The sequence below is a fragment of the Paenibacillus sp. 01T424 genome, from assembly GCF_056398745.1.
Window position 1 is genome coordinate 41,383 of sequence record NZ_JBFTPZ010000043.1, and the last position, 26,557, is coordinate 67,939.

The 26,557-nt window shown below is 43.7% G+C and carries 21 protein-coding genes, 1 tRNA gene and 1 pseudogene; 10 read left to right on the top strand and 13 right to left on the bottom strand.

Annotated features, from left to right (window positions below; all coding sequences use genetic code 11):
- Positions 1-19 precede the first annotated feature (19 nt).
- From AC1DPK_RS26475 to AC1DPK_RS26485, 3 genes are all read right to left on the bottom strand, one after another.
- The gene (locus AC1DPK_RS26475; protein WP_477512165.1) at positions 20-1,978 is read right to left on the bottom strand and encodes a serine hydrolase domain-containing protein; all 1,959 of its coding nucleotides are present in this window, start codon (positions 1,976-1,978) and stop codon (positions 20-22) included.
- A gap of 167 nt (positions 1,979-2,145) precedes the next feature.
- Positions 2,146-3,651: a M56 family metallopeptidase gene (locus tag AC1DPK_RS26480; protein WP_477512173.1), complete on the bottom strand. Its 1,506-nt coding sequence runs from the start codon at positions 3,649-3,651 to the stop codon at positions 2,146-2,148.
- 13 nt (positions 3,652-3,664) lie between these two features.
- Positions 3,665-4,042 carry a BlaI/MecI/CopY family transcriptional regulator gene (locus AC1DPK_RS26485; RefSeq protein WP_339208637.1) on the bottom strand — a complete coding sequence of 126 codons (378 nt, stop codon included), beginning with the start codon at positions 4,040-4,042 and terminating at the stop codon, positions 3,665-3,667.
- Between the two features lie 240 nt (positions 4,043-4,282).
- On the opposite strand from AC1DPK_RS26485, the gene AC1DPK_RS26490 reads away from it, so the two are divergent.
- Positions 4,283-5,179 (top strand): diacylglycerol/lipid kinase family protein, encoded by an 897-nt coding sequence (locus AC1DPK_RS26490; protein WP_441882867.1) that lies wholly within the window; start codon positions 4,283-4,285, stop codon positions 5,177-5,179.
- 1,318 nt (positions 5,180-6,497) lie between these two features.
- Complete coding sequence (locus tag AC1DPK_RS26495) at positions 6,498-7,574, top strand: protein kinase family protein (protein WP_477512166.1); 1,077 nt, start codon at positions 6,498-6,500, stop codon at positions 7,572-7,574.
- A 947-nt stretch (positions 7,575-8,521) separates the two neighbouring features.
- Here AC1DPK_RS26495 and AC1DPK_RS26500 read toward each other — a convergent pair.
- The 5 genes from AC1DPK_RS26500 to AC1DPK_RS26520 all read right to left on the bottom strand — a co-directional run bounded on the left by AC1DPK_RS26500 (position 8,522) and on the right by AC1DPK_RS26520 (position 13,616).
- Positions 8,522-9,724: a trans-sulfuration enzyme family protein gene (locus AC1DPK_RS26500; protein ID WP_477512167.1), complete on the bottom strand. Its 1,203-nt coding sequence runs from the start codon at positions 9,722-9,724 to the stop codon at positions 8,522-8,524.
- Between the two features lie 7 nt (positions 9,725-9,731).
- Positions 9,732-10,559: a carbohydrate ABC transporter permease gene (locus tag AC1DPK_RS26505; RefSeq protein WP_477512168.1), complete on the bottom strand. Its 828-nt coding sequence runs from the start codon at positions 10,557-10,559 to the stop codon at positions 9,732-9,734.
- A 1-nt stretch (position 10,560) separates the two neighbouring features.
- The gene (locus AC1DPK_RS26510) at positions 10,561-11,451 is read right to left on the bottom strand and encodes a carbohydrate ABC transporter permease (RefSeq protein WP_339209580.1); all 891 of its coding nucleotides are present in this window, start codon (positions 11,449-11,451) and stop codon (positions 10,561-10,563) included.
- 60 nt (positions 11,452-11,511) lie between these two features.
- A complete protein-coding gene (locus AC1DPK_RS26515) occupies positions 11,512-12,840 on the bottom strand; it encodes an ABC transporter substrate-binding protein (protein ID WP_477512169.1) in 1,329 nt (442 codons plus the stop codon).
- A gap of 95 nt (positions 12,841-12,935) precedes the next feature.
- On the bottom strand, positions 12,936-13,616 hold the full coding sequence (locus tag AC1DPK_RS26520) for a FadR/GntR family transcriptional regulator (RefSeq protein ID WP_441882855.1): 681 nt from the start codon (positions 13,614-13,616) through the stop codon (positions 12,936-12,938).
- A gap of 274 nt (positions 13,617-13,890) precedes the next feature.
- Here AC1DPK_RS26520 and AC1DPK_RS26525 point away from each other — a divergent pair, with 274 nt between their 5' ends.
- The gene (locus AC1DPK_RS26525; RefSeq protein ID WP_441882853.1) at positions 13,891-14,685 is read left to right on the top strand and encodes a lipid II flippase Amj family protein; all 795 of its coding nucleotides are present in this window, start codon (positions 13,891-13,893) and stop codon (positions 14,683-14,685) included.
- 34 nt (positions 14,686-14,719) lie between these two features.
- Positions 14,720-15,436 (top strand): polyprenyl diphosphate synthase, encoded by a 717-nt coding sequence (uppS, locus tag AC1DPK_RS26530; protein WP_441882851.1) that lies wholly within the window; start codon positions 14,720-14,722, stop codon positions 15,434-15,436.
- A 474-nt stretch (positions 15,437-15,910) separates the two neighbouring features.
- Here uppS and AC1DPK_RS26535 read toward each other — a convergent pair whose 3' ends face one another.
- Positions 15,911-18,460, bottom strand: a complete 2,550-nt coding sequence (locus AC1DPK_RS26535; RefSeq protein WP_477512170.1) for an adenosylcobalamin-dependent ribonucleoside-diphosphate reductase — start codon at positions 18,458-18,460, stop codon at positions 15,911-15,913.
- Positions 18,461-18,737: 277 nt separating this feature from the next.
- Between AC1DPK_RS26535 and AC1DPK_RS26540 the strand changes: the two genes are divergently transcribed.
- The 3 genes from AC1DPK_RS26540 to AC1DPK_RS26550 all read left to right on the top strand — a co-directional run bounded on the left by AC1DPK_RS26540 (position 18,738) and on the right by AC1DPK_RS26550 (position 22,538).
- Positions 18,738-20,564, top strand: coding sequence for a DEAD/DEAH box helicase (locus AC1DPK_RS26540; RefSeq protein WP_441882847.1), 1,827 nt, complete (start codon positions 18,738-18,740; stop codon positions 20,562-20,564).
- A complete protein-coding gene (locus AC1DPK_RS26545; RefSeq protein WP_441882845.1) occupies positions 20,561-21,520 on the top strand; it encodes a YqhG family protein in 960 nt (319 codons plus the stop codon). Before AC1DPK_RS26540 ends, AC1DPK_RS26545 begins: the two co-directional genes overlap by 4 nt.
- Positions 21,521-21,644: 124 nt before the next feature.
- Positions 21,645-22,538: a hypothetical protein gene (locus AC1DPK_RS26550; protein ID WP_477512171.1), complete on the top strand. Its 894-nt coding sequence runs from the start codon at positions 21,645-21,647 to the stop codon at positions 22,536-22,538.
- Here the strand turns inward: AC1DPK_RS26550 and AC1DPK_RS26555 are convergent.
- The gene (locus AC1DPK_RS26555) at positions 22,529-22,723 is read right to left on the bottom strand and encodes a YqzE family protein (RefSeq protein WP_339208618.1); all 195 of its coding nucleotides are present in this window, start codon (positions 22,721-22,723) and stop codon (positions 22,529-22,531) included. The genes AC1DPK_RS26550 and AC1DPK_RS26555 overlap by 10 nt on opposite strands.
- A 136-nt stretch (positions 22,724-22,859) precedes the next feature.
- Here AC1DPK_RS26555 and AC1DPK_RS26560 point away from each other — a divergent pair, with 136 nt between their 5' ends.
- Positions 22,860-23,561: an N-acetylmuramoyl-L-alanine amidase family protein gene (locus AC1DPK_RS26560; protein WP_441882839.1), complete on the top strand. Its 702-nt coding sequence runs from the start codon at positions 22,860-22,862 to the stop codon at positions 23,559-23,561.
- On the opposite strand, the gene AC1DPK_RS26565 is transcribed toward AC1DPK_RS26560, so the two are convergent.
- Positions 23,526-24,431 carry a divergent polysaccharide deacetylase family protein gene (locus AC1DPK_RS26565; protein WP_441882837.1) on the bottom strand — a complete coding sequence of 302 codons (906 nt, stop codon included), beginning with the start codon at positions 24,429-24,431 and terminating at the stop codon, positions 23,526-23,528. The two genes, AC1DPK_RS26560 and AC1DPK_RS26565, sit on opposite strands and share 36 nt — an antisense overlap.
- A 206-nt stretch (positions 24,432-24,637) precedes the next feature.
- Positions 24,638-25,228, bottom strand: coding sequence for a xanthine phosphoribosyltransferase (locus AC1DPK_RS26570; protein ID WP_441882835.1), 591 nt, complete (start codon positions 25,226-25,228; stop codon positions 24,638-24,640).
- Positions 25,229-25,310: 82 nt separating this feature from the next.
- Here AC1DPK_RS26570 and AC1DPK_RS26575 point away from each other — a divergent pair.
- Positions 25,311-25,394 (top strand) — tRNA-Leu (locus tag AC1DPK_RS26575).
- A gap of 199 nt (positions 25,395-25,593) precedes the next feature.
- Here the strand turns inward: AC1DPK_RS26575 and AC1DPK_RS26580 are convergent.
- Positions 25,594-26,088 (bottom strand): DUF2199 domain-containing protein, encoded by a 495-nt coding sequence (locus AC1DPK_RS26580; protein WP_441882833.1) that lies wholly within the window; start codon positions 26,086-26,088, stop codon positions 25,594-25,596.
- Positions 26,089-26,350: 262 nt separating this feature from the next.
- On the opposite strand from AC1DPK_RS26580, the pseudogene AC1DPK_RS26585 reads away from it, so the two are divergent.
- Positions 26,351-26,557: pseudogene (locus AC1DPK_RS26585) on the top strand (transglutaminase-like domain-containing protein); the annotation flags it as partial.

The window sequence follows — 26,557 nt, forward strand, 5'->3', positions numbered from 1 at the left end:
ATATGGGTGGATTGCTGTTTCAACCAAAATGCCATCCAAGCAAGTTCCAATGATAGAAAAACAAACTGAGTGCTACTGCCGATAGCATAATAAGAGAGTAATGCACGCGTTTTAGTACCGTCCAATATTTGTTTTTCCAAGCAAGCACACTCAAAACGATCATTGCCAAAGTAAATCCAACGAGTAGAATAGGCATAAACAAATAAAGATTCAACGACTGTGTAATGCGGCTAAGTCGAGTGAGCAAATCCATATTCATCACGATAACAAGCGTCGCAACAACGGTTGATAGTGCCCAGACGGCGGTGGCTGCAGACAGCCGATGTGCCCACTTCTGCTCTTTCGGCATCGCGCTGATTTCACGTCTGCGATTTAGGAAGCCCAGTATCACCGTAATAAATAGAAAGACTGAGATGCCAAGCAATGGAAACCAGAACGATGTTTGATCCAGCAGCGACGCGCGTTCAAGCGGCATCGCAGGTAAGAAATCAAGAAGCAAATGCGTGACTTTTCCTGATTCGTCGGTGCGGAATCCAATCCGTCCCTCTCCGCCTACTTGTTGAAATACATCAGGTCCAATAGGTTCAAATACTTGCTGTTCGGCACCACTCCCAATGAATAAACGATTACCGGAAGCTGCTACACTGATCTTGGACATAAAACTGTAAAACTTATCAATATCGGTATGATTGCGACGAGTAAATTGATAGGAGCCCGCATATTTTTGTACAGCATCATTAAGTACAGCGGATACTGGAGGCAGGCTGGCTTCCTCGACTGGGAAATAGCGGTCTAAAAAGGCTTTTGCGAGCCCATCCGCAGCTAATGCGCCGTCACCGCCATTGTAGGAAACAAAAATGCCAATCTGTTTATCTGGAACAAGATATAGCTCCGTATTAAACTGCATATCTGCTCCACCGTGGGAAATAACCTTCCGCCCGTTCATGTACAGCTCATAGAAACCAAGATCCATTGCTGGTAAATCCTTATGAAACTGGAAAGCTGGTGCATGCATCAATAGGGCAGTTTCTGGCTTCAAAAGTTGCTTTTCACCATAACGTCCATTTTGAAGATGAGCAATCATGAAATGAGCCATGTCAATTGCAGATACTGCAGCTGATCCCGCGGGCCGAAATCCCCCCTCAAATGTTGGCGGCTGAGCTTCGAATACGCCGTTTTCCTTAGCATAACCCGGTACAGAAAAAGCTTCTAATGCAGCAGGAATAGGCTCTTGAACCGTAGCGTATTTCATATCGAGCGGATCAAAAATATATTTCYGTATATAATCATTGTACGCTGTCCCGCTAACTTCCTCGACGATTAATCCTGCTAGCGCGGCGCCATAGTTGGAATAAGACGACATCTCGCCCGGAGGTCTTACTCGTGCTGGCATATGCTTGGCAAGCGTTTCCGAAATCGATACCGGCAGCTTTTTAGGATCTGTAGTAATTTGATAGCCGACTCCGCCTTCTTCAAAGCCAGCGGTATGGGTCATTAGATGACGCATCGTAATCGGCTCTGAATAGGTTTTCGGTATTTTCACCGTTTTCAAATAGTTATTGACGTCTGTGTCCAGATCGATCTTGCCTTGCTCAACAAGCTGCATCACAGCGGTCCAAGTAAACAGCTTCGTTGTTGAAGCGATTCGAAATAGATCTGTCTCTGGGTTCGCCAGCTGGTTCTTCTCGAGGTTAGAGTAACCATACCCCTTAGCGAGCAGGATTTCCCCATCCTTGACGATTGAAATAACCGCACCTGGAAACTTGAAATTGTCCATATGCACTTTCATAATACCATCAATGAACGCCGTTAGCCCAGCGACATCGTTTAGAGAGTTGGCTTCTCCCTCAGACTTTACGGGTGTGGACTGCGCTGCCGATACCGGCGCTTGTGCTCCGAATAAGCTCACTCCCGCAACAGCAACCAGTAAAGTGACTAACATTATTTTGTAACCTATTTTCTTCATAATCGATAACATGATAAGCCTCCAACATTCTGCGTATTTTTTTTGACAACCTACTCTCGACTTGCTTGTGAGAGCATATCATAAGCTTGTGAACGCAGAGTGAACCTCGCTAGTTTTCACAAAAAAAAGAGCCGCCCGCATGCTGCTTGGGCGACTCTTAATCGTAATAAACCATCTATTTATTCGGGAAACTGCTCGTAATCAAACTTTCCATCCGAAGCAAAAACATATTCGCAGCTATTTTGCCCCCAAGTGGCTGTGATGCTATAAACTCGGCCAGTTGTCGGAATGTCGCTCACAGCTGTTGGTGGATTAATGAATGCATACTTTCCATTAACATGGTTTACGGCAACTTCTTCAATCGGCAATAACGATTGCTCAAAGCTTTCAGTCAAAAAAGCCATTTTCACTGTAACTTTATCTGGTGTATTTTCTCCAAAATCGACTTTCAATTTCTCACCTGGCTTTAAACGACGCAGACCTGTTAGAAGAGTAGGCTCACTATGCCAAGCTGCTTGGTAAAAGGACATTCGATCATACTTAACCCCATTCCAACTTGATTTTAGAATTGTATAATTTTCGATGGGATCAGTATTTCTCTCATGTGAGATGACAATTGCGGGTGGTTCAACTGGACTGATGCTGCTTCTTACATTGGAATTGCTTGCTCCCACACTAGCCCCAAGTGCAATTGCACTAAAAATGACGACTGCAGCTAATACGAATGAGGATAATATTATGAATGTCGATCTTTTGCTAGGTCGCATAATAGCCACCAGCCTTTCTCTTAAAATCGTCTTCTCATCGCTAAAAGTAGCCTGTAATCCTCCAACGGGGTATTGTTCATTTGAGGCTACCGCAATTAAGGTTTCACCGTATTCCTGCTTCTCTGATGAGGTGAATTTACGAATAACCACTTCATCGCAAGACAGCTCACAAAGACGGTTAATCTCTTTTTCTACAAAATAAACTACGGGGTTAAACCAATGCAGAGAAGTAACGAGCATGGAAAACCATTTTACAACAATATCAAACCGTTTCAGATGTGTGATTTCGTGAATCAAAATATTTTTGAGCTGAACCTCAGTGAAGTGGGTATCCGGTAAGATGATTATTGGCCTAATCATTCCTATAAGCATAGGAGTGGTGATGTAGGAGTTGCGTACAAGCTTCGCTTTATACCGTCCATTCAACATCATGCCAAGCATCCTATTTTCCCAATCATATGCAGGTTTGCTTGCTGTTTTCATATACTTTAGAAATCGAGTATAGCCTCTTAATTTTATAAAGAGTGATAGTATTGTCCCAATTAACCAAACGTAAATGGCATATTGCTTAATTATTGTAATCACAAAAATTTCTGAATTATCAGCTCTGATACTTTCTACTGCTTGAGCATCATTAGCTTGAGGTAGGGTGATCGCATGAGTTGGGTCGATCTCTATATCAAAGTTTGCAGCTTCCCCACCTTGTAAAATGGGACCTGTTAGAAATGGATTTTTGTTAAAAACATCATTCATGATACTCCCATCAAACGAAAACGGAATCGTCAATCTTAGGAGAACCACGATCCAGATGTAATACTGAAGCGTCTTCGAAAATTTATACTTGATTATTGGCTTCATTAAAAACAATAAAAAGAAGAGGATGCTTCCTGATATCGAAAGCGACAATATAAGTTTCATGATGTCATTCAATTCAGTCACCTACCTTAAATAAGGTACGCAGCTCCTTAATGTCTGCTTCATTTAGCTTATTGCCTCCTAATAGCGTTGCAACTAGACTTTTTGCACTTCCAGAATATAAACGATCAATTAACGTTTGTGTCGCATGCTCGTTATATTCTTGCTCGCTCACTTGTGGCTTGTAATAGAACACTTCCTTCTTGGTTGCAATGACTACACCCTTCTCGCACAATCTCCGAAGCAATGTTTTTATTGTAGAGCTTTCCCAGCTGCTTGATTTTTCAAGACATTTTCTAATTTCAGATATAGGCAGCTCGGTCCCGGCTTCCCATAATACACGCATAACCTCAAGCTCTGAATCCGTTATCTTTGAAACTAAGCTGCTCATCATCCCACTCCTAAAGGTTACATATGTAGACTCTGATTAGAGTTTACAACAGTAACCTCTGACTGTCAAATCATTCCTGTAGCTAACTGACAGCTGTTGGTGGAGGTTAATTATTGAAGGATTCAAACCATTAAGTTTACATCGTTTTCTCCTAGTCTTTCAGATTAACGACGAACCTTGAGGGGTAATAGTAAGTGTTAAGGAACGAACTCAATAGAAATGTCCATAGAGAGGATACTATTTATGAAAAAAGCGATGATCATTATTAATCCCACTTCTGGTAAAGAAGAGGCACTCAACTATGTCAGAAACGTGGAAGACCTTTTGACTGATCAAAGGTACGAGGTTACGGTCAAGGAGACGGCAAAAGAACAGGACGCAACCCTGTTTTGTATTTCTGCGTGTGAGGACAGTTATGATTTGGTCGTTTCAATCGGAGGGGATGGCACGCTTCACGAAACGATTAATGGTCTTATCAATCAAGAACATCTTCCGAGGCTTGGAGTAGTCCCTCTTGGAACAGTTAATGATTTTGCTCGCGCATTACAAATACCGCTTCTTCCCGACAAAGCGATTCAGACCCTCTCTTCTTCCCGTGTAAAAATAGCAGATTTGGGCCAATTAAATGACCAATTGTTCGTCAACACCGTTGCTGTAGGCTCATTTGCTGAATCACTCTCTTCCGTTACGTCAGACGATAAATCCCGGCTCGGCGCTTTAGCCTACGTAAAAGAAGGGATCAAAGAGCTTATGAACCAGCCGACTCATCCTCTTTGCATTCAATATGATGGAGAAACATGGGAAGGAGAATCTCCACTCTTTCTCGCTGCGTTAACCAATTCAGTAGGCGGATTTGAGAGGTTGGCACCCGACGCGGCTGTTGACGATGGTCTGCTTCACTGTTTTATTATCAAGGATTTGACTATATTCAATACAATTACAGCCAGCCTGTCATTGCTGTTCGGCAATTTCAAAAATCATAAAGACGTGGTTTATTTTACAGCCAAAAATGTAAGTATAAGCTCGCCTGAATCAGTAAGGACTAACGTTGATGGTGAAGAAGGGCCCTCCTTACCCATCCAAATAAGCAGTATGCCTCGTCATATTCAGGTGATTGTACCGGAAGAGGCTACAGTGTAGTCCTAGTCAGTAGCTATTCGTAGATCAAGATCAATATAATCGGCTGGTGGAATCAATGAAATCGATGGAGTCCGTGCGATCGGCGAGATAGATGGATTCGGTGAGATCGGTGGGGTCAGTGGATCGCTGCAGAATCAATAGGAATGCTAAGATTGCTGGGGGCATTGGATCGATGAGGTCGGAGGTGTCGGTGAGATAAGAAGGATCACTCAGGTCGGCGGAATCAATAGGAACGCTGAAATTGGTGGAGTCAGTGGGATCGGCGTGATAGGTGTCCTTGTCAATGGAGTATTACAAGCCTTTTCGGATTCTACAACGGTAGGTCCATTCATCGTTGTTTACGAGGGCTAATACTAGCCTTGGAGCAAGGTTGCCTACCAAGATTGGACAGATGAATGTAAGACGTAAAGGCTAGCATCTGCTCATTTTACTTATTTTACGGACATAGGCTCCACTATTTGTGAATATTAGCTCATTATGCTCGTCGTATGGACATTGATCATAATCTTCGATCATTTAACCTATTTTCGCTTATCATACGGACATAGGTTCCGCTATTTGTGAATATTAGCCCATTTTGCGAGTTTTACGGACATAGGTTCCGCTATTCGCTATGAATCTGTGTAATTTCGGGGGTTTTATCGCAAATAACGGATCTCATGTCCGTTAAAATCTCAAAACCCCCTTTAATTGTTATTTAGCGGATCTCATGTCCGATAGCACTGCTCAAAACCTTGCAACCTCGAAATTGCCGCTTCTATTCAAGTTCTTCCGATGCAAAATCCCGCACGATAAACACTTCGCTGTATGTTATTTGTCTTACAGACACATTTCCACTCTTTGAACTCTTCATCTCACATTGCTCGTCTTACAGAGATTGGTGCCGATCTTCGACAATATTCCGTTCTATAAACAATTCGCGTATGTTACTTGGCTTACAGAGACAGGATCCGCACATTGAACACCTCTCCTCATTTTGTTCGGCATTCAGACATAGATTCCATACTCTGAACACTTCTTCTCATGTTGCTCGTCTTTAGGATAAAGATTCCGCTCTTTGTGTTAAAAGAAAATAAACCATTAGACCGAAAAATATAGTATTAGACTCGGAAAATATAGTTGTAGACTGGCGATAGTGTTAGACTAACTGGGAGATTTGCGCAACTTTCCAATATTGAACTGCGGATCGAGCGGATTATAAACGGCTTGGTGCCGGAGACGCATTTTCGGCTACGATGGGAACGTGTTATGCAGGATAATTGGTTAGTGGCCGGGAATTTATGGTGTAAGAAGGAAAAGAAAGGATAGTGATCTATCTATGAAAACTTCCCAAGAAGAACTCTATGTATCTCACGAAACTCGACTTACCCGTTATGCAGACGTGTCTACTGCCTTATCGTTGCTCAGCGATGAACAGCTTCGAGAACGAGTGGAAGATGCTAAGGTTCTTGGTACGGGCATAGGTGGTGCGACGGCGCTGTTGCAACTTGAAGACACATCCATATTCGTAAAAATTATACCGATTACGGAACTAGAAAGACGCAAAGAGAATATCATGTCCACTAGAAACGTGTTCGAGCTTCCTTCGTTTTTCCACTATGGCTTAGGTTCATCAGGTAGTGGCGTGTGGCGTGAGGTAGCCGCCCATGCCATGTCCACCAATTGGGTGCTAGCGAAACAGTGTGAGAGCTTTCCATTAATGTATCACTGGCGGTTGTTACCTGGTTTAAAGCGATCTTCGCCAATTGATGTTTCCCGTATGGTTGAGTTTTGGGGATCTGAGGCAGTGCAATGTCGTCTCGAGGCCATTGAGCAATCCGTGGACAGTGTTGTACTATTTTGTGAGTACATCCCCTATAACCTTCATGACTGGCTTATCGAACAGGTCAATATTGGTGAGGATACAACTACCTCAGCGTTTGCCATGGTGGATCTCAACCTGCGATCTGCTGTCTCATTTATGATTGCGAATGGGTTATTACATTTCGATGTTCACTTTAGGAACATTTTAACCGACGGATACCGTATTTATATTGCGGATTTCGGTCTTGCAACATCTTTTCGGTTTGAACTGTCCGACAGCGAATCCGAGTTTCTCAAATTGAACAAGGCTCATGATGGGTATTTTGTGGTAACAGAGCTAGTAAACTGGATTGCAAGAATTTTAGGCGGTGCGGCGAATCATATAGAAATTATAGAATTCATACGCCGATATGCTGAGGGCGAGATGCCGAGAGAGGTAATGGATTCAGCAGCGGCGATTATCAGGAGGTATGCTCCAATAGCCATGGTGATGAATGATTTCTATATGAATCTCGTTTCAGAGAGCAGAACAACGCCATTTCCAATCGAGGAACTTCAACGAATCTGTGCAACAACGGGGTTCGAGCCGTAATATCAAAGGGCTTATGGGAATTACGCTAATGGGACACATTAGTTGAATGACTACAGCGGCAGTCGAAAACTTTGTTTCTCTAGTCTTGGTCCGCCGCTGTTTCTTTTATAGCATCAGTCTAAAATTATTTTTCAAAAGCTGATGATTCATCCATTCAAAAACCGTATTAAATCCACGACTCCCTTCTAAAACTTTATTTTCATCGCACTATTTGAACACTTCAGCTCATATTGCTCAACTTTCGGATATAGTTCCCGCTTTTCGAACACTTCAATTCATTTAGCTCGTCATTCGGAAATGGATTCCGCTCTTTGAACACTTCGCCTCATTTTGCTCGTCTTACGGACATAGGTTCCGCTATTTGTGAATATTAGCCCATTTTGCGAGTTTTATGGACATAGGTTCCGCTATTCGCTATGAATCTGTGTAATTTCGGGGGTTTTATCGCAAATAACGGACCTCATGTCCGTTAAAATCTCAAAACACCCTTAAACCGTAATTTAGCGGAACTGATGTCCGTTAGCACTGCTCAAAACCTCAAAAACTCGAAAACTCGAGACTGCTCCCCCTTGCTACGCTCTACTAATACAAAAAGACCACTTCCGAAGAAGTGGCCTTGAAGATGTTGGCATGATATTAGCATAATTTTCAAAGGATGTCCGAAAATCGTTAAAAAAGTGCTCGAGCACCAGGTCGAGAAAGTTCAATCCACTAAAGCAATCGTATCCTTCAATGGTTCTCAGCAGCCTTCGTTTCCTATCCCAATATCCGCAAGTTGCTCCAAATACGCTCGATAAGCTCCGCAAGGAACGAGGATTCTAAAGCTCCCAAGCTAGCAATCCGCCAAGCGTCCCCCGACAACCTGCACTTCAAAAAATAATACTGCTGCTCGCTATAGCAACTACGGTGAAATAGCAGCTATCATTCCCGATGAGTCACTATTTGCCCTAGTAAGCTTTTACTAGCTTCCACGCTCTCTCCATATCATCGATTAGCGTATACGGATCTTCCATTCCGATGTACAATCTGGCTACTGATGGGTTTGTTCCGTCCGGGTTTCTACGCTCAGGCGTTGTATTGACCGTAACGAGACTCTCATAACCGCCCCAGCTGACTGCAATTCGGAAATAATGCAGCGCATCAGCCCACTGCTTCATGACAGCAACGGGAAGCTTGCTTTCGAAAGAAAACAAGCTACTGTATCCGTCCAGTTGCTTCTGTGCCAATTCATGCTGAGGATGTGAACGAAGACCTGGATGGTTCACACGATTGACCATAGGGTGTTTCTCCAAATACTCCGCGATGATCATGCCGCTCTTCTGATGGCGCTCCATACGAAGCGGAAGCGTACGTAAACCACGAATCATTAACGACGCTGTATGAGCGGTCATGATTCCTCCTAGCAGCATATACCCTTTGTTCTCAATTTTACTAATTAGCGCAGCACTTCCAGTTACAACTCCGCCCAGACAATCACTATGTCCTGAAAAAAACTTAGTCATCGAATGCAGCACGAGATCGATGCCCATAGTCAACGGCCTTTGGAAGCAAGGTGTTGCCCAGCTGCCATCTATCATTGTAATGATCCCTGTTTTTTTCGCCAGCTCAGCTATTCCTTCAAGATCCTGCAGCTGAAAAAGGCCTGATGTAGGGCTCTCCACGTATATAATTTTTGTATTTGGCTGTACTGCATCCTCGAAATCGGAGAGCAAACTGCCATCTACATAAGTGACTTCAACCTGATATCTCTCTGTCATTTCGTTTAGAAACTCTCGTGTTGGCCCGTAAGCCTGATCAACACAGATGACATGATCGCCTGAACGAAGCAGCGCATGCAGCGTTCCTGCAATTGCAGCCATGCCCGATGCGAAGCAGCGCGACTGCTCACCGCCCTCCAATTCGGCGATTTTGCTTTCCAAATATTTTACCGTTGGATTGTTGCCGCGGGAATATACGTTGGCAGCTAATACATCCTGCATCGCATGATCGAAGGTTTCATGATTCTCGAAAGTAAATAAGCTATTTTGATAGATCGGTATGGTTACCGCACCGTAATGTTGTTTATCTACCTGATCGTGAGAGACTTTTGTATGCAGTTGATTATCCATTTCTTTTCTCTCCATCATGTCGTTTCCCTCTATCCATTCCATGAATTTATTATCCTTTTTCTGCTCCCTGTGTTAATCCCTCTACGATGAAACGCTGGGCAAAAGCGAACAATACGACGGTAGGAATGACCGAGAGTACCGTTCCAGCCGACATTGCACCCCAATCGACATCAAATTTCATAACGAAGGAGTTCATAGCTACCGGCAACGTCTTCAATGCCTCGTCATCGATAAACATGAYAGCCATAAACAGCTCATTCCAGTTTTGTACAAATGCAAAGATGAAGGTTGAAGCAATGCCCGGCAACATAACCGGAATGATCACTCTTAACAACGCCGTCAGACGCGAACAACCATCAATCATGGCTGCCTCCTCTAAGCTGCTCGGAACGCGTTGGAAAAAGCCTCGAAGCATAATAGTTGAGAATGGAATAAGCATAACCGTGTAGCAGATAATTAATGACATCCTTGAATTAATCAAATCCAAGTCCGCCATCAATAAGTACAATGGAGCTAGTGCAATAAATCCCGGAAGCATTTGCGTAACGAAAAACGCCATCATAATCTGTTTATGCCCTCTAAACTGAAAGCGGGCCATGACATATGCGCTTAGAGTCGCAATAAAAATAACGATCGCGGCAGCAAGGACGGCTACCAATAAGCTGTTGAAGATGTAAATATGGAATTTCGATATTTTAAAAATCTGGATGTAGTTATCCAGCGTGAATTGCTTTGGCCAATATTGAAGCGGGAAAGAGAATATATCCTTTTGAGGCTTAAGTGAAGTAATGACGATCCAGTATAAAGGAAATACCATGATTACAAAATGCAACGCTAGATACAGCACCTTCAGACCTGTCAGTATGCGTGGCTTCATCTTAAAAATCACCCACCTTTTCTGACTTGGTCACAAACAAATAGAAAATCGTGTACAAGATTAGAATGCCGATCATCGTAACACCAATTGCCGATGCCATCCCGTAGTCCCCGCCGTAAATAATTTTATCCAGCATTAATGAGGATAAAATATGGGTTGTTCCCGCAGGACCGCCGTTAGTCAAACCGTAAATAATCGTTGGATCATTGAATATCCATATCGCTCTGAGCAAAGTCGTTGCGATAATCGTAGGAAGAATAAAAGGAAAGGTGACATTAACAAACTTGCGAATGCTCCCCGCTCCATCCATATCCGCTGCCTCATACAAATCAGCTGGCACCGATTGAAGAGCCGCAAGCAGCATGATTGCAAAAAACGCGATGCCGTACCATACATTGGCGATAATGACCGATGACATTGCCCAATCTGGATCAGAGAGAAAACCGATTCTAGTATCAATAAGGCCGATGCGCATTAAAAGATCATTAATAACGCCCATTTGGGAGTTGAACATCCATTTCCAAATCAAGCCGATTAAGAAACCAGACAAAGCCCAAGAGTAAAAGATAAACCCTTGATATACCCCTCTGCCTTTAAACGGTTTACGCAAAATCAGTGCAAGTGAGAGGCCAATCAAAAATTGAAACGTTAAGGAGAAAAACACCCAGTATGCGCTATTCGTCATTGCTTTCAGAAACTTAGCATCTTGGAATGCGGTTACAAAGTTCTGGAATCCGATGAATCGAACGTTTGTCAGATCGAACAGAACGTAGTTCTGAAACGCCATGACTACCCCTTGCAGGAATGGATAAAACGTAAATATGAGCAGCAACACCAAAGCTGGTAGCAAGCTGAGCAAAATATACGTTCGCTGCTTTCTCAATGCAATCACCGCCCTTGACTTAGAAAATGCGATGGGCGGCTGCTGAGCCACCCATCACTATTTTTCAGATTATTTTTTCATGTCCGCTTTCGCTTTCGCCCAATATTCATTCCACTTCGTTAACGTATCCTCAACTGAAGTTTGACCTAGCAGCATCGCCTGACCACTTTCCATAGCGACGGTACCCCATTGTCCATTAGCTGGATATTCGAATGGCGGTTTGAAATTGATGAACGTATCTGGTTTGTTCGTCATATCAAGCAAAGTTTTGTAAGGTCCTTTTTGGAAAAACTCATCCTCTGTAGCCGAAGAGTGGATCGGTACAGTACCATGACTTTTGGATAGCTGTGTATTCTCCTCAGGAGAGGATAGGAACGTAATTAATTTCCAAGCAGCTTCCTTGTTCTCTGAGTGGGAAGTGATACCCCAGCCTGCTCCACCTGCAGAAATCATCGCTTTGCCTGAAGGACCAGTAGGCATTGGAGCCGTTGCCCAAGTTCCTTCTTGCATGTTCTCGCTCAATACTTGAATAACGTCTGGATCTTGCAAAAGGAATGCAGTTACACCAGAAGTAAATGCCTGTACCTGCTCTTGGAAGCCCCAGTTAATGGAATCCGGAGGTGATCCTTCTTTGTACAGCTTCACATATAGATCTAGTGCCGTTTTGGCTTCTGGAGAAGAGTAGATTGTTCCGCCATCTTTCAGGAACATCGCATCATCAACATTGATCTTGTCTGCGTCGTACGCTTGAATCAATGTATCCGGAACACCGTTGGCACCAGGACCGCCACGGAATGAGAAGCCGTAACGGTTTTTCGCAGCGTCCGTCAGCTTAACAGATGCATTAACTAACTCTTCGTAGGTAACCGGAGCATTGATTCCCGCTTCCTTCAACCAATCTGCACGATAAAACAATTGGCGCTGATACAATCCGTTTGGTATGAAGTAGAGCTTATCCTTGACGGAAGCAACGGATTTAGCAACAGCCGTTACAGTGCCAAAGTCGCTCCATGAGCCTGTGTAATCGTTCAATGGCTCTACGTAGTTGTTATTTACGAATTCCGCAACGTTAAGATCGCGTACTTCCAAAACGTCTAGCGGTTGTTTGGCGGCCAACATCGTTCTGATTTTGTTATCAGCCTGATCAAACGGTGGAGAAATCAATTCAACCTTGATGTTCGTGTTCTGGGCCATGAATTTGTCGATGCTTGCTTTAATCAATGCTGTACGACTCGGGCTGGTCAAGCTTTCAATCATGCGAAGCGTAATTACTTTCTCTTTACTTCCGCTGTCAGGCTTTTTCCCATCATTTGAAGAACTGCAAGCTGTAGTGAGAGTAAAAACCATTACAGCCGTCAAAGCGGATAACATCCATGTTTTCATTGGTTTACCAAACATATGAATCCCCCTAGAGACATAGTGTCATACTATCTACCTGTATGATAGGTTAAATATAATGTAAGCACTTTCATCTTGTCAATAACAAATTTTAATTAATAATGACGTATCGTTTCCTCGATAATATCCATCATTTTGTTAAATTCAGCTAATGCATGCTGTACATCATGTTTGGCAATACCGTCAAATAACGTACGATGGAACGGATAAGTATTATCAAATAATTCCTTAACGCCGAACGGGCCAGCAAAGAAACGTTTGATTAATTCAGAGATAGATTCATAGACGCTGTGAAGCAGCGGATTAGCGGCAGCATCATAAATATGCTGGTGAAACTTATAGTCAATTGCCGATGTATCCAGACCTCTGTTTTTGCACACATCATACTCTTCTAAACATTGTCTCATCTTCTCGATTTTTTCGTTGCTAATCCGTATAGCAGCAAGCTCTACAGCCTTTCCTTCCAAAGCTCTGCGCACGTCAAGAATATGAAGAAGAAACTTCTTCTCATTCTCAATTTTCACCTTTCCGCTATAGCGATAGGACTCAGAATCATTAACAAATATACCTTTTCCATTCACCACTTTAACAATATCGATAGCTTCAAGATACCTCAGTGCTTCGCGCAAAGAGGAACGTCCTACACCTAATAATTTTGTCAGTTCTTCAGCTGATGGAAGCTTGTCTCCCTCCTGCAAGCCTTTAACCTCGATGTATTTTTGAATCTCTTCTGAGACCAACTCATGGACATTTTGCTTCTTAACTTTCTGAATCATTTCTATCATCCTTTTTACCTTTCAGATAGGTGAATCTTATTCGATTATATGTATTTTGTCAATAAAGCGCTCTCTTTTTGCAAGCATTGCTTACAAGCCGATAGAGTCTGCGTTTACCATTTTCACAACTAATATTTTGCTAGATGAGAGATGAGAATGCTCCTTCGAACATAAAATAAGAAAAACTTGCTTATTTACTTTCTATTTTTTAATTTCGGTATTTCCTATTTAATGATAGTAGAATCTTACCTCCATAAGGGAAAGAGGTGCTGCCATGCTTGAGCAGATTATTCTAGTTAGCAGCTTTACGTTTATTATTCATTTTGCAGAAACGATTACATATTCTCTTCGATTAGCTGGCGTACGTATGGGAAAAATAGCAGTCGCTATATCACTAACTGGCATTATCCTGCTCGTATCGCGAACAGCCAACATGGTGCAAGCACCCCTTATGGGAAAGCTCATCGATTCTGCTAAAACTTCCATGGAGTATTCACTGATTGAGCAATTTCGAATCATAATCTTAAGCGCATCTCTAGGAACAATTGCAGCGATGCTAGCATTTCCAACCGCGGTCATGCTGGCTAGACGAGTCATTGCCCATTTGGAGGTAGCAGGCTCTATCCCAGGCTTGCTGAAAACGACAGTATCTATAGAGAAACTTAAAAACTCGCGTTCACACATCCGTCTGCCAAAGCTGGGAATGCTGGCGCGATTAAGAATTGGCGGTATACCGAAACGATTGTTTTTACTCAACATTATCGTAACCGCGGTCTATACCATTGGCGTGCTTGCTGCTTTACTCGCTTCTTCTATGACGACCGAGCATGCGATTTCCGCATCTCAATCATCAGGGCTAATTAATGGGGTAGCAACGATACTGCTGGCACTTCTTATTGATCCTGAAATCGGCTTATTGACGGATAAAGTGCTAAAGGGAGAGAAAAAAAGCGCTGCGTTAACTAAAGTATTCGGTCTGCTTATGTTGTCCCGTGTGATGGGCACCGTACTGGCACAATTATTGCTCGTACCGGCAGCAACCTTGATATTGTGGGTCGTATCTAGATAAAAATAGAATGTTAACTTGCTTGAGGAGGAAAGTCATGCTGTGGTCACATTTATTTTTCAAGCAGGATCGTTACAAATATTTTCCAAAACATATCGCGATCATTATGGACGGCAACGGGAGATGGGCAACTCGCAAAGGGCTGCCACGAAACGTTGGACACTTTTACGGGATGAAAACGATGCAGAAAATCATAAAAAGATCGATTTCGCTAAAGCTTAGCTGCTTGACCTTATATGCATTTTCAACGGAGAACTGGAGAAGGCCCAAAGCCGAGGTTGATTATTTATTGGAGCTGCCTATCAAATATTTTCAGAATCAAACGATCGAAGAACTAAACAAAAAAAATGTAAAAGTAACTTATATCGGCGACATTAGCTCGTTTCCCGCTCATACGGTGGATGTCATTCAACGAACCTGTGAAATAACGAAGAACAACACTGGCATGCTTCTAAATATGGCTCTTAATTACGGGGGGAGAACTGAAATCCTGCAAGCTGCAAAAAAGCTCATCGCAAGCGGAGCAGACCCGCTCACTTTCGATGAACAATTTGAGAAAACGATCGCTACCTCCGATTATCCGCCGGTTGATTTAATCATTCGGACAAGCGGTGAAAAGAGGCTGAGCAACTTCCTACTATGGCAGGCAGCGTATGCTGAATTATGGTTTACGGATAAAAGCTGGCCGGATTTCAACTATGCCCTATTGAACGATGCGATACAAAATTATTCGAAAAGAAAAGAACGGGAATAATGAACCTGCAAAGACCAAACCCTTCACATATATGAAGAGAATGGTCTTTTTTGTTTGAAAATCAAGCTAGTTTTGTTTCGCTATTTCTACAAACTTGGCATTGAATTGCTGAGCAATCTCATCCAACTGTGGAGTCAAAACATTAGATTTTTGTTTTAAAATGGTAAACTTATTCATTAACGCTGCGATTTCATAAGGGGACCCATCGATTAATCATTTGCATGAGCAGCTTTTTGTTCTTCGCCATTTTTTTGAATTGATTATCGCTTGTTATGCTAATTGCGTTCATCGCCAATACGGGGACGATATGACTTTTAAGCCATATCGTCGAACAATTGTGGACACTGCTGGAGCGTCATCATATCTTTCCAGAGCCAGCCTAACTCTTTTGCATTATTGGAAAGACTACACAAAATAAAAAAGAGAACCATGAGGTTCTCTTTTTTTGCTTGCCTAATTCATTTCTATACCCTATCAATTACACTTGCTAAAACCGCACTGCGTACACTGCTTGCAGCCTTCTATATTAATAAGCGCTGCCGAGCCGCAAGAGGGGCACAAATCTACGGAAGTAGTGTCTACAGCAGCTTTGGAGATCGCCGTATAATCCGCAGACGCTGCTGCTTCTTCTCTTTGCACTATTTTCGCTGCCGTCTCCTGCTCCGTCCCATTCTCCATATGAATCTCAAGCGATTTTGCAACGGCATCCGCAATGGACTCCACTCGGTTGACTCCGAATCCGATCGCCCCCGATCCGCCAATCCCTTTCAAATGCTTGACGAGCAGCTTCACCTTGTTTCCATGATCGCCATAACGCAGAAATAACGAACATACACGCCCTAATGCTTCAGCCATCGCAAACACATCCGAACCTGCCTTGCCTACGTTCAAGAAAATTTCTGCTGGTGTGCCATTCAGATCATTTATCGTAATATAAGCCATGCCAAATGGTGTGTTCACCTTATAGGTCGCACCCCGCAGCACCTGCGGTCTGCGTTTATACTGCTTATCCAGCTCCTGCTCAGGTTGCACGGCTGCAGGGACAACGGCTTCCACCAAATCCGCATCAAATGATGCTTCTGTTTTCTCTTCTTTTGAAGACGTTGAGAGAACTTGAACATCACGACTGCCATCTCGGTAAATCGTCACACCCTTGCAGCCGAGCTCAAAAGCAAGCTCATACAATCTTCCTGTTTCTTCCACTGTGAAATCTGCCGGGCAATTCGCTGTTTTGGAAATAGAGCTGTCTACCCAGCGCTGTATAGCCGCCTGTACCCGAATATGATCCTCTGCCGACAAACTCATCGAGGTTACAAAATAATCAGGAAGCTCCTCCCCCGGATGAGACGCCTTCCAAGACGCTGYAATCGGAACATCTTGTTTATCAAAACCAAGACGACTCTGACGATAGTATTCGAATGCAAAATAAGGCTCGATTCCCGTAGACGTTCCGACCATTGTTCCCGTGCTTCCTGTTGGTGCTTGTGTAATGACCGTCACATTACGCATGCCGTTCAGGGCCACATTGTCGCCAATCTCCGGAAATTCGGCTATCAATTGCTTCATAAATCCGCTCTGAACATATTTATCAGCTTCAAACGCTTGGAACGAACCTTTCTCGGCAGCGATTTCCGAAGACGCCAAATAAGACTCCCTAGCCATAAATCCATACAGCTTATCTAGGAAAACCAATGACTCTGCGCTGCCATATCGGATGCGCAGCTTAATCATAAGCTCAGCTAGTCCCATCGTTCCGAGCCCGATACGCCGCTCAAGCTTCTGATTGCGCTCATTTTCTTCAAAATGATAGGGTGTTTTGTCGATGACATTATCAAGGAATCTTACAGACCAGCGTGTAACTTTAGCAAGTTCATCCCAAGCAACGTCATGCTTCTCTTCATCATAAAACTTCGATAGGTTTATAGCTGACAAGTTACAGACGCCCCAGCCCGGCAAGCCTTGTTCACCGCAAGGGTTCGTACTTATAATGGGATTGAAATACCRGCTGTTCGACATTTGATTATAATACTCCATAAAGACAACGCCTGGCTCGGCTGACTTCCATGCGGATTCAATAATCGCTTGCCATATTTCACGAGCGCGCACCGTTTTGTAGGGGATAACCTTTTTGCCTAGCTTGCGCCATGCATCCAGATCGCCGGTCCATAGCTCGTTATACTCTATATCTTTGGTATCTGGAAATACGAGCTCCCATTCCAAATCTTCCTTTACAGCCCGCATAAACGCGTTGCTGATACATACCGACAGATTGGCATTGGTCACTTGACCCATCGTTTGTTTGACCGTTATAAACTCTAATACGTCCGGGTGCCAATCATTGATCATAAGCATCAAGGCGCCGCGGCGGCTGCCGCCCTGCTCAATGAGTCCCGTTGCATAGCTGAACAGCCCGCCCCATGATACAGCACCGCTCGATGAACCGTTCACGCCTGCAACTATCGCTCTTCGAGGTCGCAGCGAAGATAAATTCATCCCAACGCCGCCGCCGCGCGCCATAATTTCAGTCATCTCCGTGAGTGTTGTCATGATGCCTCCGCGGCTATCCTTTGGTGAGGGAATGACATAACAATTAAATAGCGTCAGCTCTTCACTAGCACCAGCCCCCGCTGCAATTCTCCCGCCCGGAACCAGCTTCCAATCATCTAATAAATATCTGAATTTGTCTCGCCATTCCTTTTGTTTCTCTGATCCATCTTCAACGGATGCCATCGCATCTGCAAGACGATCCCACATTTCCTCAGGCGTTTTCTCAATCGTAAGCGTAAGTTTCTCTGTTGTAGACTCCACATGCTCGCCGTTTCTAAGCTTTACGGTAACCTTGCTGCCATCACGGCCGATAACTTCTCCGACTTCCTTGACAGGGAATTTCGGATCATCCTTCGTTAGAACAAGCACGATATCGCCGATCGCCGTTTTACTCGTATCTGCATTTTTCCACGCATATCGATCCAAAAAGATTTTTTCACTAAGGCCCTCAAGCCGATTTCCACCAGACATCTCCATCGCAGCTGCTTCCTCCCTCATACTAACGTGCTGAAGGCATAGGTAAGATCAGATATGCTTTTAGCACAATATATTGTGTCATAAAACCATTATACTATACTACATATTGATTCACATGCTCGTTTGTGGCGAAATTTAGCAAACCTGTCCGCTTACATGCCCACTCTCGTTATATTGCTAGTCCATCCTCTTTTTTAAGCAGCATCTTATTAATATTAGATGAAAAGGCAATACTAATAACAACTTATCCCTTTTACTGCGGAAGGAGCTGTACTAGATGACATTTCAGACGACGCCGCAGGCTGCCTCAGGTGAAGCAGGCACTGCCGCCTTTACTTCTCGCAAGCTTCATCCTTTAGTTGAGCTGCAGCATGACCGCTCTTGGTTTGAAGAACTGCAAAACCGTTTAACAAAAGGCGGCCCATGGGATGATTGGACGTTATATCAGCTCGCTATGGAGGCCGAGCAAGCGAAACGAATTGAAAGCTTCGAAGAATTGTTATGCTTGCGATCTCTTCCAGCCTTCGAGCCTATGGCACATCAAATCAGCACAGCGCGCAAAGTGGTGCATGAGATGGGCGGCCGTGCGATTTTGGCCGATGAGGTTGGCCTTGGCAAAACGATTGAAGCAGGACTCGTGCTCAAAGAATATATTGTGCGCGGTTTAGCTAAGCGTATTCTCATTCTTGTCCCCGCTTCCCTTGTGCTTCAATGGGTGCGTGAGCTTAATCAGAAATTCGGCATCTCTGCCGTAGCCCAGAAGAAAGAGCATACATGGGGATATGATGTAGTTGTCGCTTCTATCGATACCGCAAAGCGTGATCCGCATCGCGAGATTGTGCTTGGAACAGATTATGACATCATCATCATCGATGAAGCACATAAGCTGAAAAACAAGAAAACGACGAACTATCAGTTTGCTAATCTTTTACGAAAAAAATATTGCTTGCTCCTTACGGCTACCCCTATCCAAAACGATATGGATGAGCTGTTCAATCTCATTACGCTGCTCAAGCCTGGTCAGCTCGGCGGTCAAAGTGAATTTGCAGCAAACTTTGTTGTCGACAAGCGGCTTCCGAAAAATGAAGATCAGCTGCAGGAAGCACTCTCTGGCGTCATGATTCGGAATCGGCGCGGGGACGGCGGCATTCATTTCACGAAACGTTTTGTCAAAAATATACCGCTTACTCTCTCAGAAGAAGAGAAAGCGCTGTACGACGCGGTGACGGGCTTCGTCAAGGAACGGTATGAAGAAAGCGGCGGCGATTTATCGAGCATGCTTTCACTCGTTACGCTTCAGCGTGAAGTATGCAGCAGCCGCGATGCGGTTTTTCTAACGCTTGTTAATCTATTTAAGAAAACGTCCGAGGACTCCCCTATGCGTCCAAAAATATGGGAGCTCGTAGAGAAAATTCGTAATATCAAAGCCAATACCAAAGCAGAAAAAGCGATGGAGCTTGTCAAAGAAATGGATGACAAGGTTATCATTTTCACTGAATACAGAGCTACTCAGGAATATTTGCTGCAGTTTTTCCGTGCTCAAAATATGATTGCCGTCCCTTATCGCGGCGGTATGAACCGCGGGAAAAAGGATTGGATGATGGATTTATTCCGCGGGCGCGCGCAAATCCTCATCGCAACGGAAGCTGGCGGCGAAGGGATAAACCTGCAATTTTGCCACCACATGATTAATTTCGATCTGCCTTGGAATCCAATGAGAGTCGAACAACGCATTGGACGGGTGCATCGCCTTGGGCAAACGGAAGACGTAAAAATCTACAATCTGTGCACAATCGGTACCATTGAAGAGCATATCGTCAACCTATTGCATGAAAAAATAAACCTGTTCGAGCTTGTTATTGGCGAGCTTGATCATATTTTGGAGCGCTTTGAAAAAGGGGATGGCTCGCTGGAGCAGCGACTTGCTCGAATGCTGCTAGAATCGGGCAACGATACGGATTTAAAACAAAAAATTAATCATTTGGGCTCCTCCCTCAGCCGCATTCGTGAAGAGGTGCTGACAGGCGAAAACCCGCTGCCGACAAGTCCCGACCTGCTAGTGAATTTGGATACGCTTGGACAAACCGTGGAGGTGCAGCCTTGAACGAAAAACAGGTGCACAAATTTGTAAACCGCTATTTAGAAGCTACCGAATGCTCAATTTTAGAAAAGTCACCAAGCCATTTCACCGTGAAGCTCTCTCCTCACGCCGACCGTGAACTTACGAATCGTCCCTACTACTGGAGCTTCGTCGATCGTGTCGACGCAGAACCAGAGACGATGACATTCTTGTTTGTAACGGACAAGAATAAATATGACGCTGCCGAGGAGCTCAAAAAAATTGAAGTCGTGAATACCGAACAGGATGCTGCGCTGAACGCGCAAGATACAGCAGCGAATGCCGCTCTTGGGCGTTCGCTAGGCTTCATTCACGGCAGCTTAGCGGCACCCGTTCGCATTCCGCGTGAAGACTTGTTTTTTGGCGCACGCAAGCTCGAGCAAATATTTGATGCTGCAAAAGCTAAGGGCAGCTTCGTCCATTTGTTTCAGGAGCCAGACAAACGCTCGAACAATCCCTTTACCTCGACCCCTTACACCGCATGGCTGTCTGTCAATATGCGGGTAGAGTTCGCTTGTGATCGCAAGCGCGAAGAAATTCATAGCTACGGTGTCTCGCTCGCGACTGGCCAATGTGTGGAGCATTTCTACGATCGCTTGCTTACGCACAAGCTTACGCCTCGCCTGCCTGCAAATATTCACATCACCAAAAATGGCCTCTCCTTCAATAAAGCGCTTAGCATCATAGAGCAAACGCTGGAGCGCAAGCTTCGCAGCTATGATTACAGCTGGGCTGAGAGTGCATCAGCAAGGTTGAAGGAAGAGCTTGATCGAATTAACGGATACTACGAGCCGCTTGTTAATAATGCAATCGAAGAAAACAAACCAGCGATTGAGGAGCAATTCGCTCAGCGTCAATCCGAAATCAGATGGCAATATGAGCCTAGAGTGACTGCGTCCGCCATTAACTGCGGCATCTTTCATCTCGAGGGTATCGATTGACATAGATCTGACGTTATCCGCAGCAATACGTCAAAAAAAGGCGGTCACAAGGCCGCCCTTACGCGACAGGTTGCAACAGCCTTCTTAAAGCTTGTCCTATACAATGATATGGAGGTGATTAATTATGCCAAAAAAATTCATCAAGCTTACAGCGGCATGTGTTTTGACCGCTATTGTATTGTATGCAGGCGGATTGCAGCCACAAGCAGCTGCGGCCGTTTCTAATCCTACAACCGTTTATGAGCCTGTTCAGCAGCAAGCGCAGCGCTGGGTTGAAGAACTGGCTGTACAGCCTTCTTTTGCCTCATGGAAGAAGTCGACACTTATTGTTTCTCCTATTGGCCCTGGAACGCATAGCTGGCTTGTGCTTGTCATGCAAAATAAAAATACTGTCGGTTATCTTGTCATTAATGCGGTGGAGTCAGGTGGATATCAACTAGGCGAATACGGAACAAACAGTCATCCATTATTCGATGAAAGCACACTTACACGAGCGATTAAGCAGCTCGAGCTTCTAAAGCCTGCAACCCAAATTGATCGAATATATGTTCATCCTCTCCTTGCCGCATGGAAAATAACGACAGAGAAAGAAACGTATTATGCAGATGCTGTCAGCGGTGAATCGCTCCCTGCCAAGAAGGAAGATTGGACAAATGCTGCCGCAACTAAGCTTGATAAAGCGGCTCCATTACTTAACACTCAGAAAGCAGTCCTTATTAAACAAGTCTCACTGCCGTCATTTAATCCATTCGATAAGCTTCCCTGGCTAACGAATAAACCCATCACATTGAGCTCCAATTCCTACACACCTCTCTTTGCCAAAATAAACAACAAAGAACAGCTCCGCTTTACCGCTGAGCTGTTTGATGGCCAGATGTTATATGTCTGGTCTGTCGTCGGATATAACAAATGGGATAACGGTCAAATCTATGTCGCGCTTGAAGCAAGCGAGGATGGTTCTGATCGCCGCTATATTCCCCTTCAGCTTTTAATCGAGCTTGGTCACTTTTACCGATGACGCTCAGCGCGTCCGCGCCACCATAACATTACACTCACTGGTCCCCATCCGAACCAACGCGTCAGCCAAGGCTCTCTCCGAGATTTGGCTAATACGTTGGTTTGTTTCCGTTCTTCTCTTGGTGTCTCCATATAATTTATAAATTTTTCGGTCATAAATTTTACGTATTCATCGCCTTTTGCCATGCTAATCAGTCCTTTCAATACCGTATGAATTAATAATTTAAGTTTGCCCCTTAACCATCCAATCTAAACATGCATGAGTTTCCCTCCAAACAGCCACGCTAACCGTATGTCAAAGAAATCTGGAGGAACAATCAGCATGTTTCGTAAAATGGCACTAACCTTTGTTGTAGTATGGCTGGCTGCTTCCAGCAGCTCATCCAGCGCTTTTGCATGGCCTCTTTTGCCGGTAGGCTACAATCAGGACTGGGCGCTTCCGTCAACTGTCGTCATCATCGATGCTGGACATGGCGGAATTGACGGGGGAGCCTCATCAGCTGATATTTTAGAAAAGGACATTAATTTAGCTGTTGCGCGTAAGCTGTATTTTATTTTGCGAAGCCAAAACATACCGGCTATACTCAATCGAACCGGCGACTATGCACTCAGTGACGATAATCGTTGGCATAATACACGTTCGAGACATCGTAAAGATTTATCGCAGCGCCGGCAATTAACCGATGAAATTGAAAGTGAACTGCTCATTAGTTTGCATGTCAATTGGTCTAAGAAAAGTATGCAGAAAGGCCCTCTAGTGCTGCATCAGAGCAGCGGTGAAAGCTCGTTGCTTGCATTTTGCATACAAGATGCGCTTAATCGACAACAAAATACGGCTTTCCTCCCAAGGGAAGGAAAACCGTTTTATTTACTTAGAAGGGTGCAGGACCCTGCTGTTATCGTAGAAATGGGCTTTATTAGCAGCGAGCATGATCGTACGATGCTGACAGATCCGCAGCGTCAGCAAGAAGTTGCTGAAGCGATTGCTTCAGGGATTAGGCAATACAAGTGGATCGTTCATTGATTCTCCGCCAATAAGCGCAGTCAGCTTCACGAATCTCACGGTAGGCTGCATCGCAGGTATGGACTGATGGAGAACCGAGGATGTATATTTCCCAGGTGCTCCAACATGTCCGATCGTGATGCAGCTGTCATGTGACTCCAAATGCTTGCGAAGCACGCCGATTTGTTTGGATATATGCTGAACGGTATAAACGTCATCAAGAAAAACATCATTGGAGACAGTCGGCACGCCCAGCTCTTTGGCTAATTTGGGAACAACCGTTTTGAAGGTGGTCCGGCTATCTAGAAAAAAGAGCCCCCGCTCCTTGCACACGCTTAGCACAATTCGCATCATTCGCTCATCTGCTGTCACCTTTGAGCCCATATGATTATTCATCCCAATGGCATGAGGCACATCGTCAATGGCATCCTCTACCCGTTTACGCACCTCTGCATCGCTTAAATCAGTTGTGAGCGCTCCAGGGCCTAACCAGCTTTTTAGCCCTTTGTTCGGTTCCATCGGCATATGAACAATGACATCATGGCCAAGCCTATACGCTTCCTCTGCATCCTTCTTAGTCGTTGGCATAAAAGGCATAATCGCCGCTGTAATTTTGACTGGAAGCTTCATCATTTCCTCAGTTCCGCTCATGTTATTGCCAAAATCGTCAATTACGATTGCCACTGGCTTCCGTTCATCCACCTGCGCAGCCGCACTTATCCCTTTAGCTGAACTTTGAGCAGAAACATGATTATAGCTGAGCGGACTCATAGCAGCTGAAAGTGCACTCAGCAGCATGACTGCCGCAGCTGCCTTAGCAACCGATGACCATCTCAATTTACGAAATTTCTGTATTTCTCTTTCCTCAATTAATTTATGCTGTCTGCTCATTGCTGCACGCACCTTTCACCGTTTGCTGTTATTGTTTGTGAAAATGCTGGAAAATATGCGAATGCAGCATAATATCAGAAGCATAAACCTAACTTATAAATATAAAAAAAGAGACCTGATTTAGGCCTCTCTTGTCATTGATTCCTATTTATAATTTATTCGAACTTAAATTTCTGTGAACAATTTAGTTATATACAACTTGTTGTTTAAGCGTGAGCGACTGGATGTGGTGCAAATGTTACTTTTCCGCCTGCTAATGATGCCACTCTTGCCAATGAATGTACAAGATAACCATGCTCGATCAGCTTTTCACGTCCTGGCTGGAACGCCTTCTCGATCACGATGCCAATTCCGGCTACCGATGCACCCGCTTGCTCAACGATTCGAGCCAAACCAAGTGCTGCATCGCCGTTTGCTAGGAAGTCATCTATAATGAGGACACGATCTTCAGCTGCCAAAAACTTGCGTGAAACAGTAACTTCACTTTCCTCTTGCTTCGTAAAGGAATAGATTTTCTCGGTATAGAGATCATCCTTAAGTGTCAGCGACTTGCGTTTACGCGCAAATATTAACGGCACGTTCATTTGCAGAGCGGCCATAACCGCAGGTGCGATGCCTGAAGACTCCAGTGTAAGTACCTTCGTAATTCCTTGCGCTTCGAATAGGGAAGTGAACGTTTTACCTATGGCAAGCATAAGCTGCGGATCTACTTGATGGTTTAAGAATGAATCCACCTTCAATACATTGTCATTAAGGACGATTCCTTCTTGCATGATTTTTTGCTCTAATTGCTCCACAGCATTTTCCCCCATTTTTATAAAATATTGTTGACTATTCCAGCTTACTCATGATACGATATTTTTTGTTAAAACATGTTTTGCGGTCGTGGCGGAATTGGCAGACGCGCTAGATTCAGGTTCTAGTGGTGTAACAGCCGTGGAGGTTCGAGTCCTCTCGACCGCATCCTTATTGGGTTTATAGACTATTTTAGACGATGTTTAATCTAGAGGTCAATACGAGACCCCGTTTTGTAAATTTAAACCACTTTGATATCATGACACTTAATTCATGATAACGAAGTGGTTTTTTTGTTGCGTAAATTTGCGATTCACTCATTGCAATTGAAAATAGATGTTCATAAAAGTCAGTTTTCATTGGCTATTCAATCATTCATGTGGTGATTTGTTAAATGAGCAATCTCTATTACTCTCTCCATTGTAATTCCTTCTCTTTGTTCAACTGCAAGTGGATGATCAGTCTGTTCTAGTTCTATTAACGGAACGGCGCCAACTTCTTGTGTATGTACCATTGTTTTCAACGACAGTGTAGATATTGGATATATTGAAAGTTCCGTCGACAACCAGCCAAAATATGGTTGTTCGTTTTCTCTTCCTTGTACATTCAATAATTCATTGGATTTCAAAAAATTTTCGCCACTAAGTGAAACCCAAACACTCCATATAAATTTTTCATTACTATCAATAATTGGTATTTCAATGTGTCCCCTAATATAAAAAAATTGTTCATCAATTACGCAAAAATCTCTAATTAACTCTGTTCTTTGCTCTTCTGGCACCTTGTAAAAATAGTCTGGTGCTTCAATTCCGTAACATAAAGGGACTTCAATTAATTCATTGTTGCAATGAGGGCATTTCATCGTTTCTACTCCTGCCTGTTTTCTAATATTTTTATAACCACTAAATTATGTTAATTCTTAAAGCACTTTACTTCTATATTCTACCGTATATAATTGCATTTTCTCAATAATAATCCGTTCTATTGTACCATATTGCATTTCATTATTCAGTCATAAAAACTACTAGGTCAACAACGGTTGAACGAAATTAGTTGTTGTATATTAATTCATTTAAATGCATAATAATTCCTAAGAATAAACTAATAACTGGAGGCATTATGCTATGAACATAACGTGTGAGTCGGATAATATAGAAGATTATTTGGAGGAAACAGAAGACATCGATTTCAGTCACCCGACAATCAACAATTTATCAGATGGATTATTTTCTAGATCTTCTAACGAAGTCGATTTTATAAAAAATGCTTACGAATTTGTTCGAGATCAAATAGCGCACTCTTGGGACATTCAAAGCAATCGGATAACATGC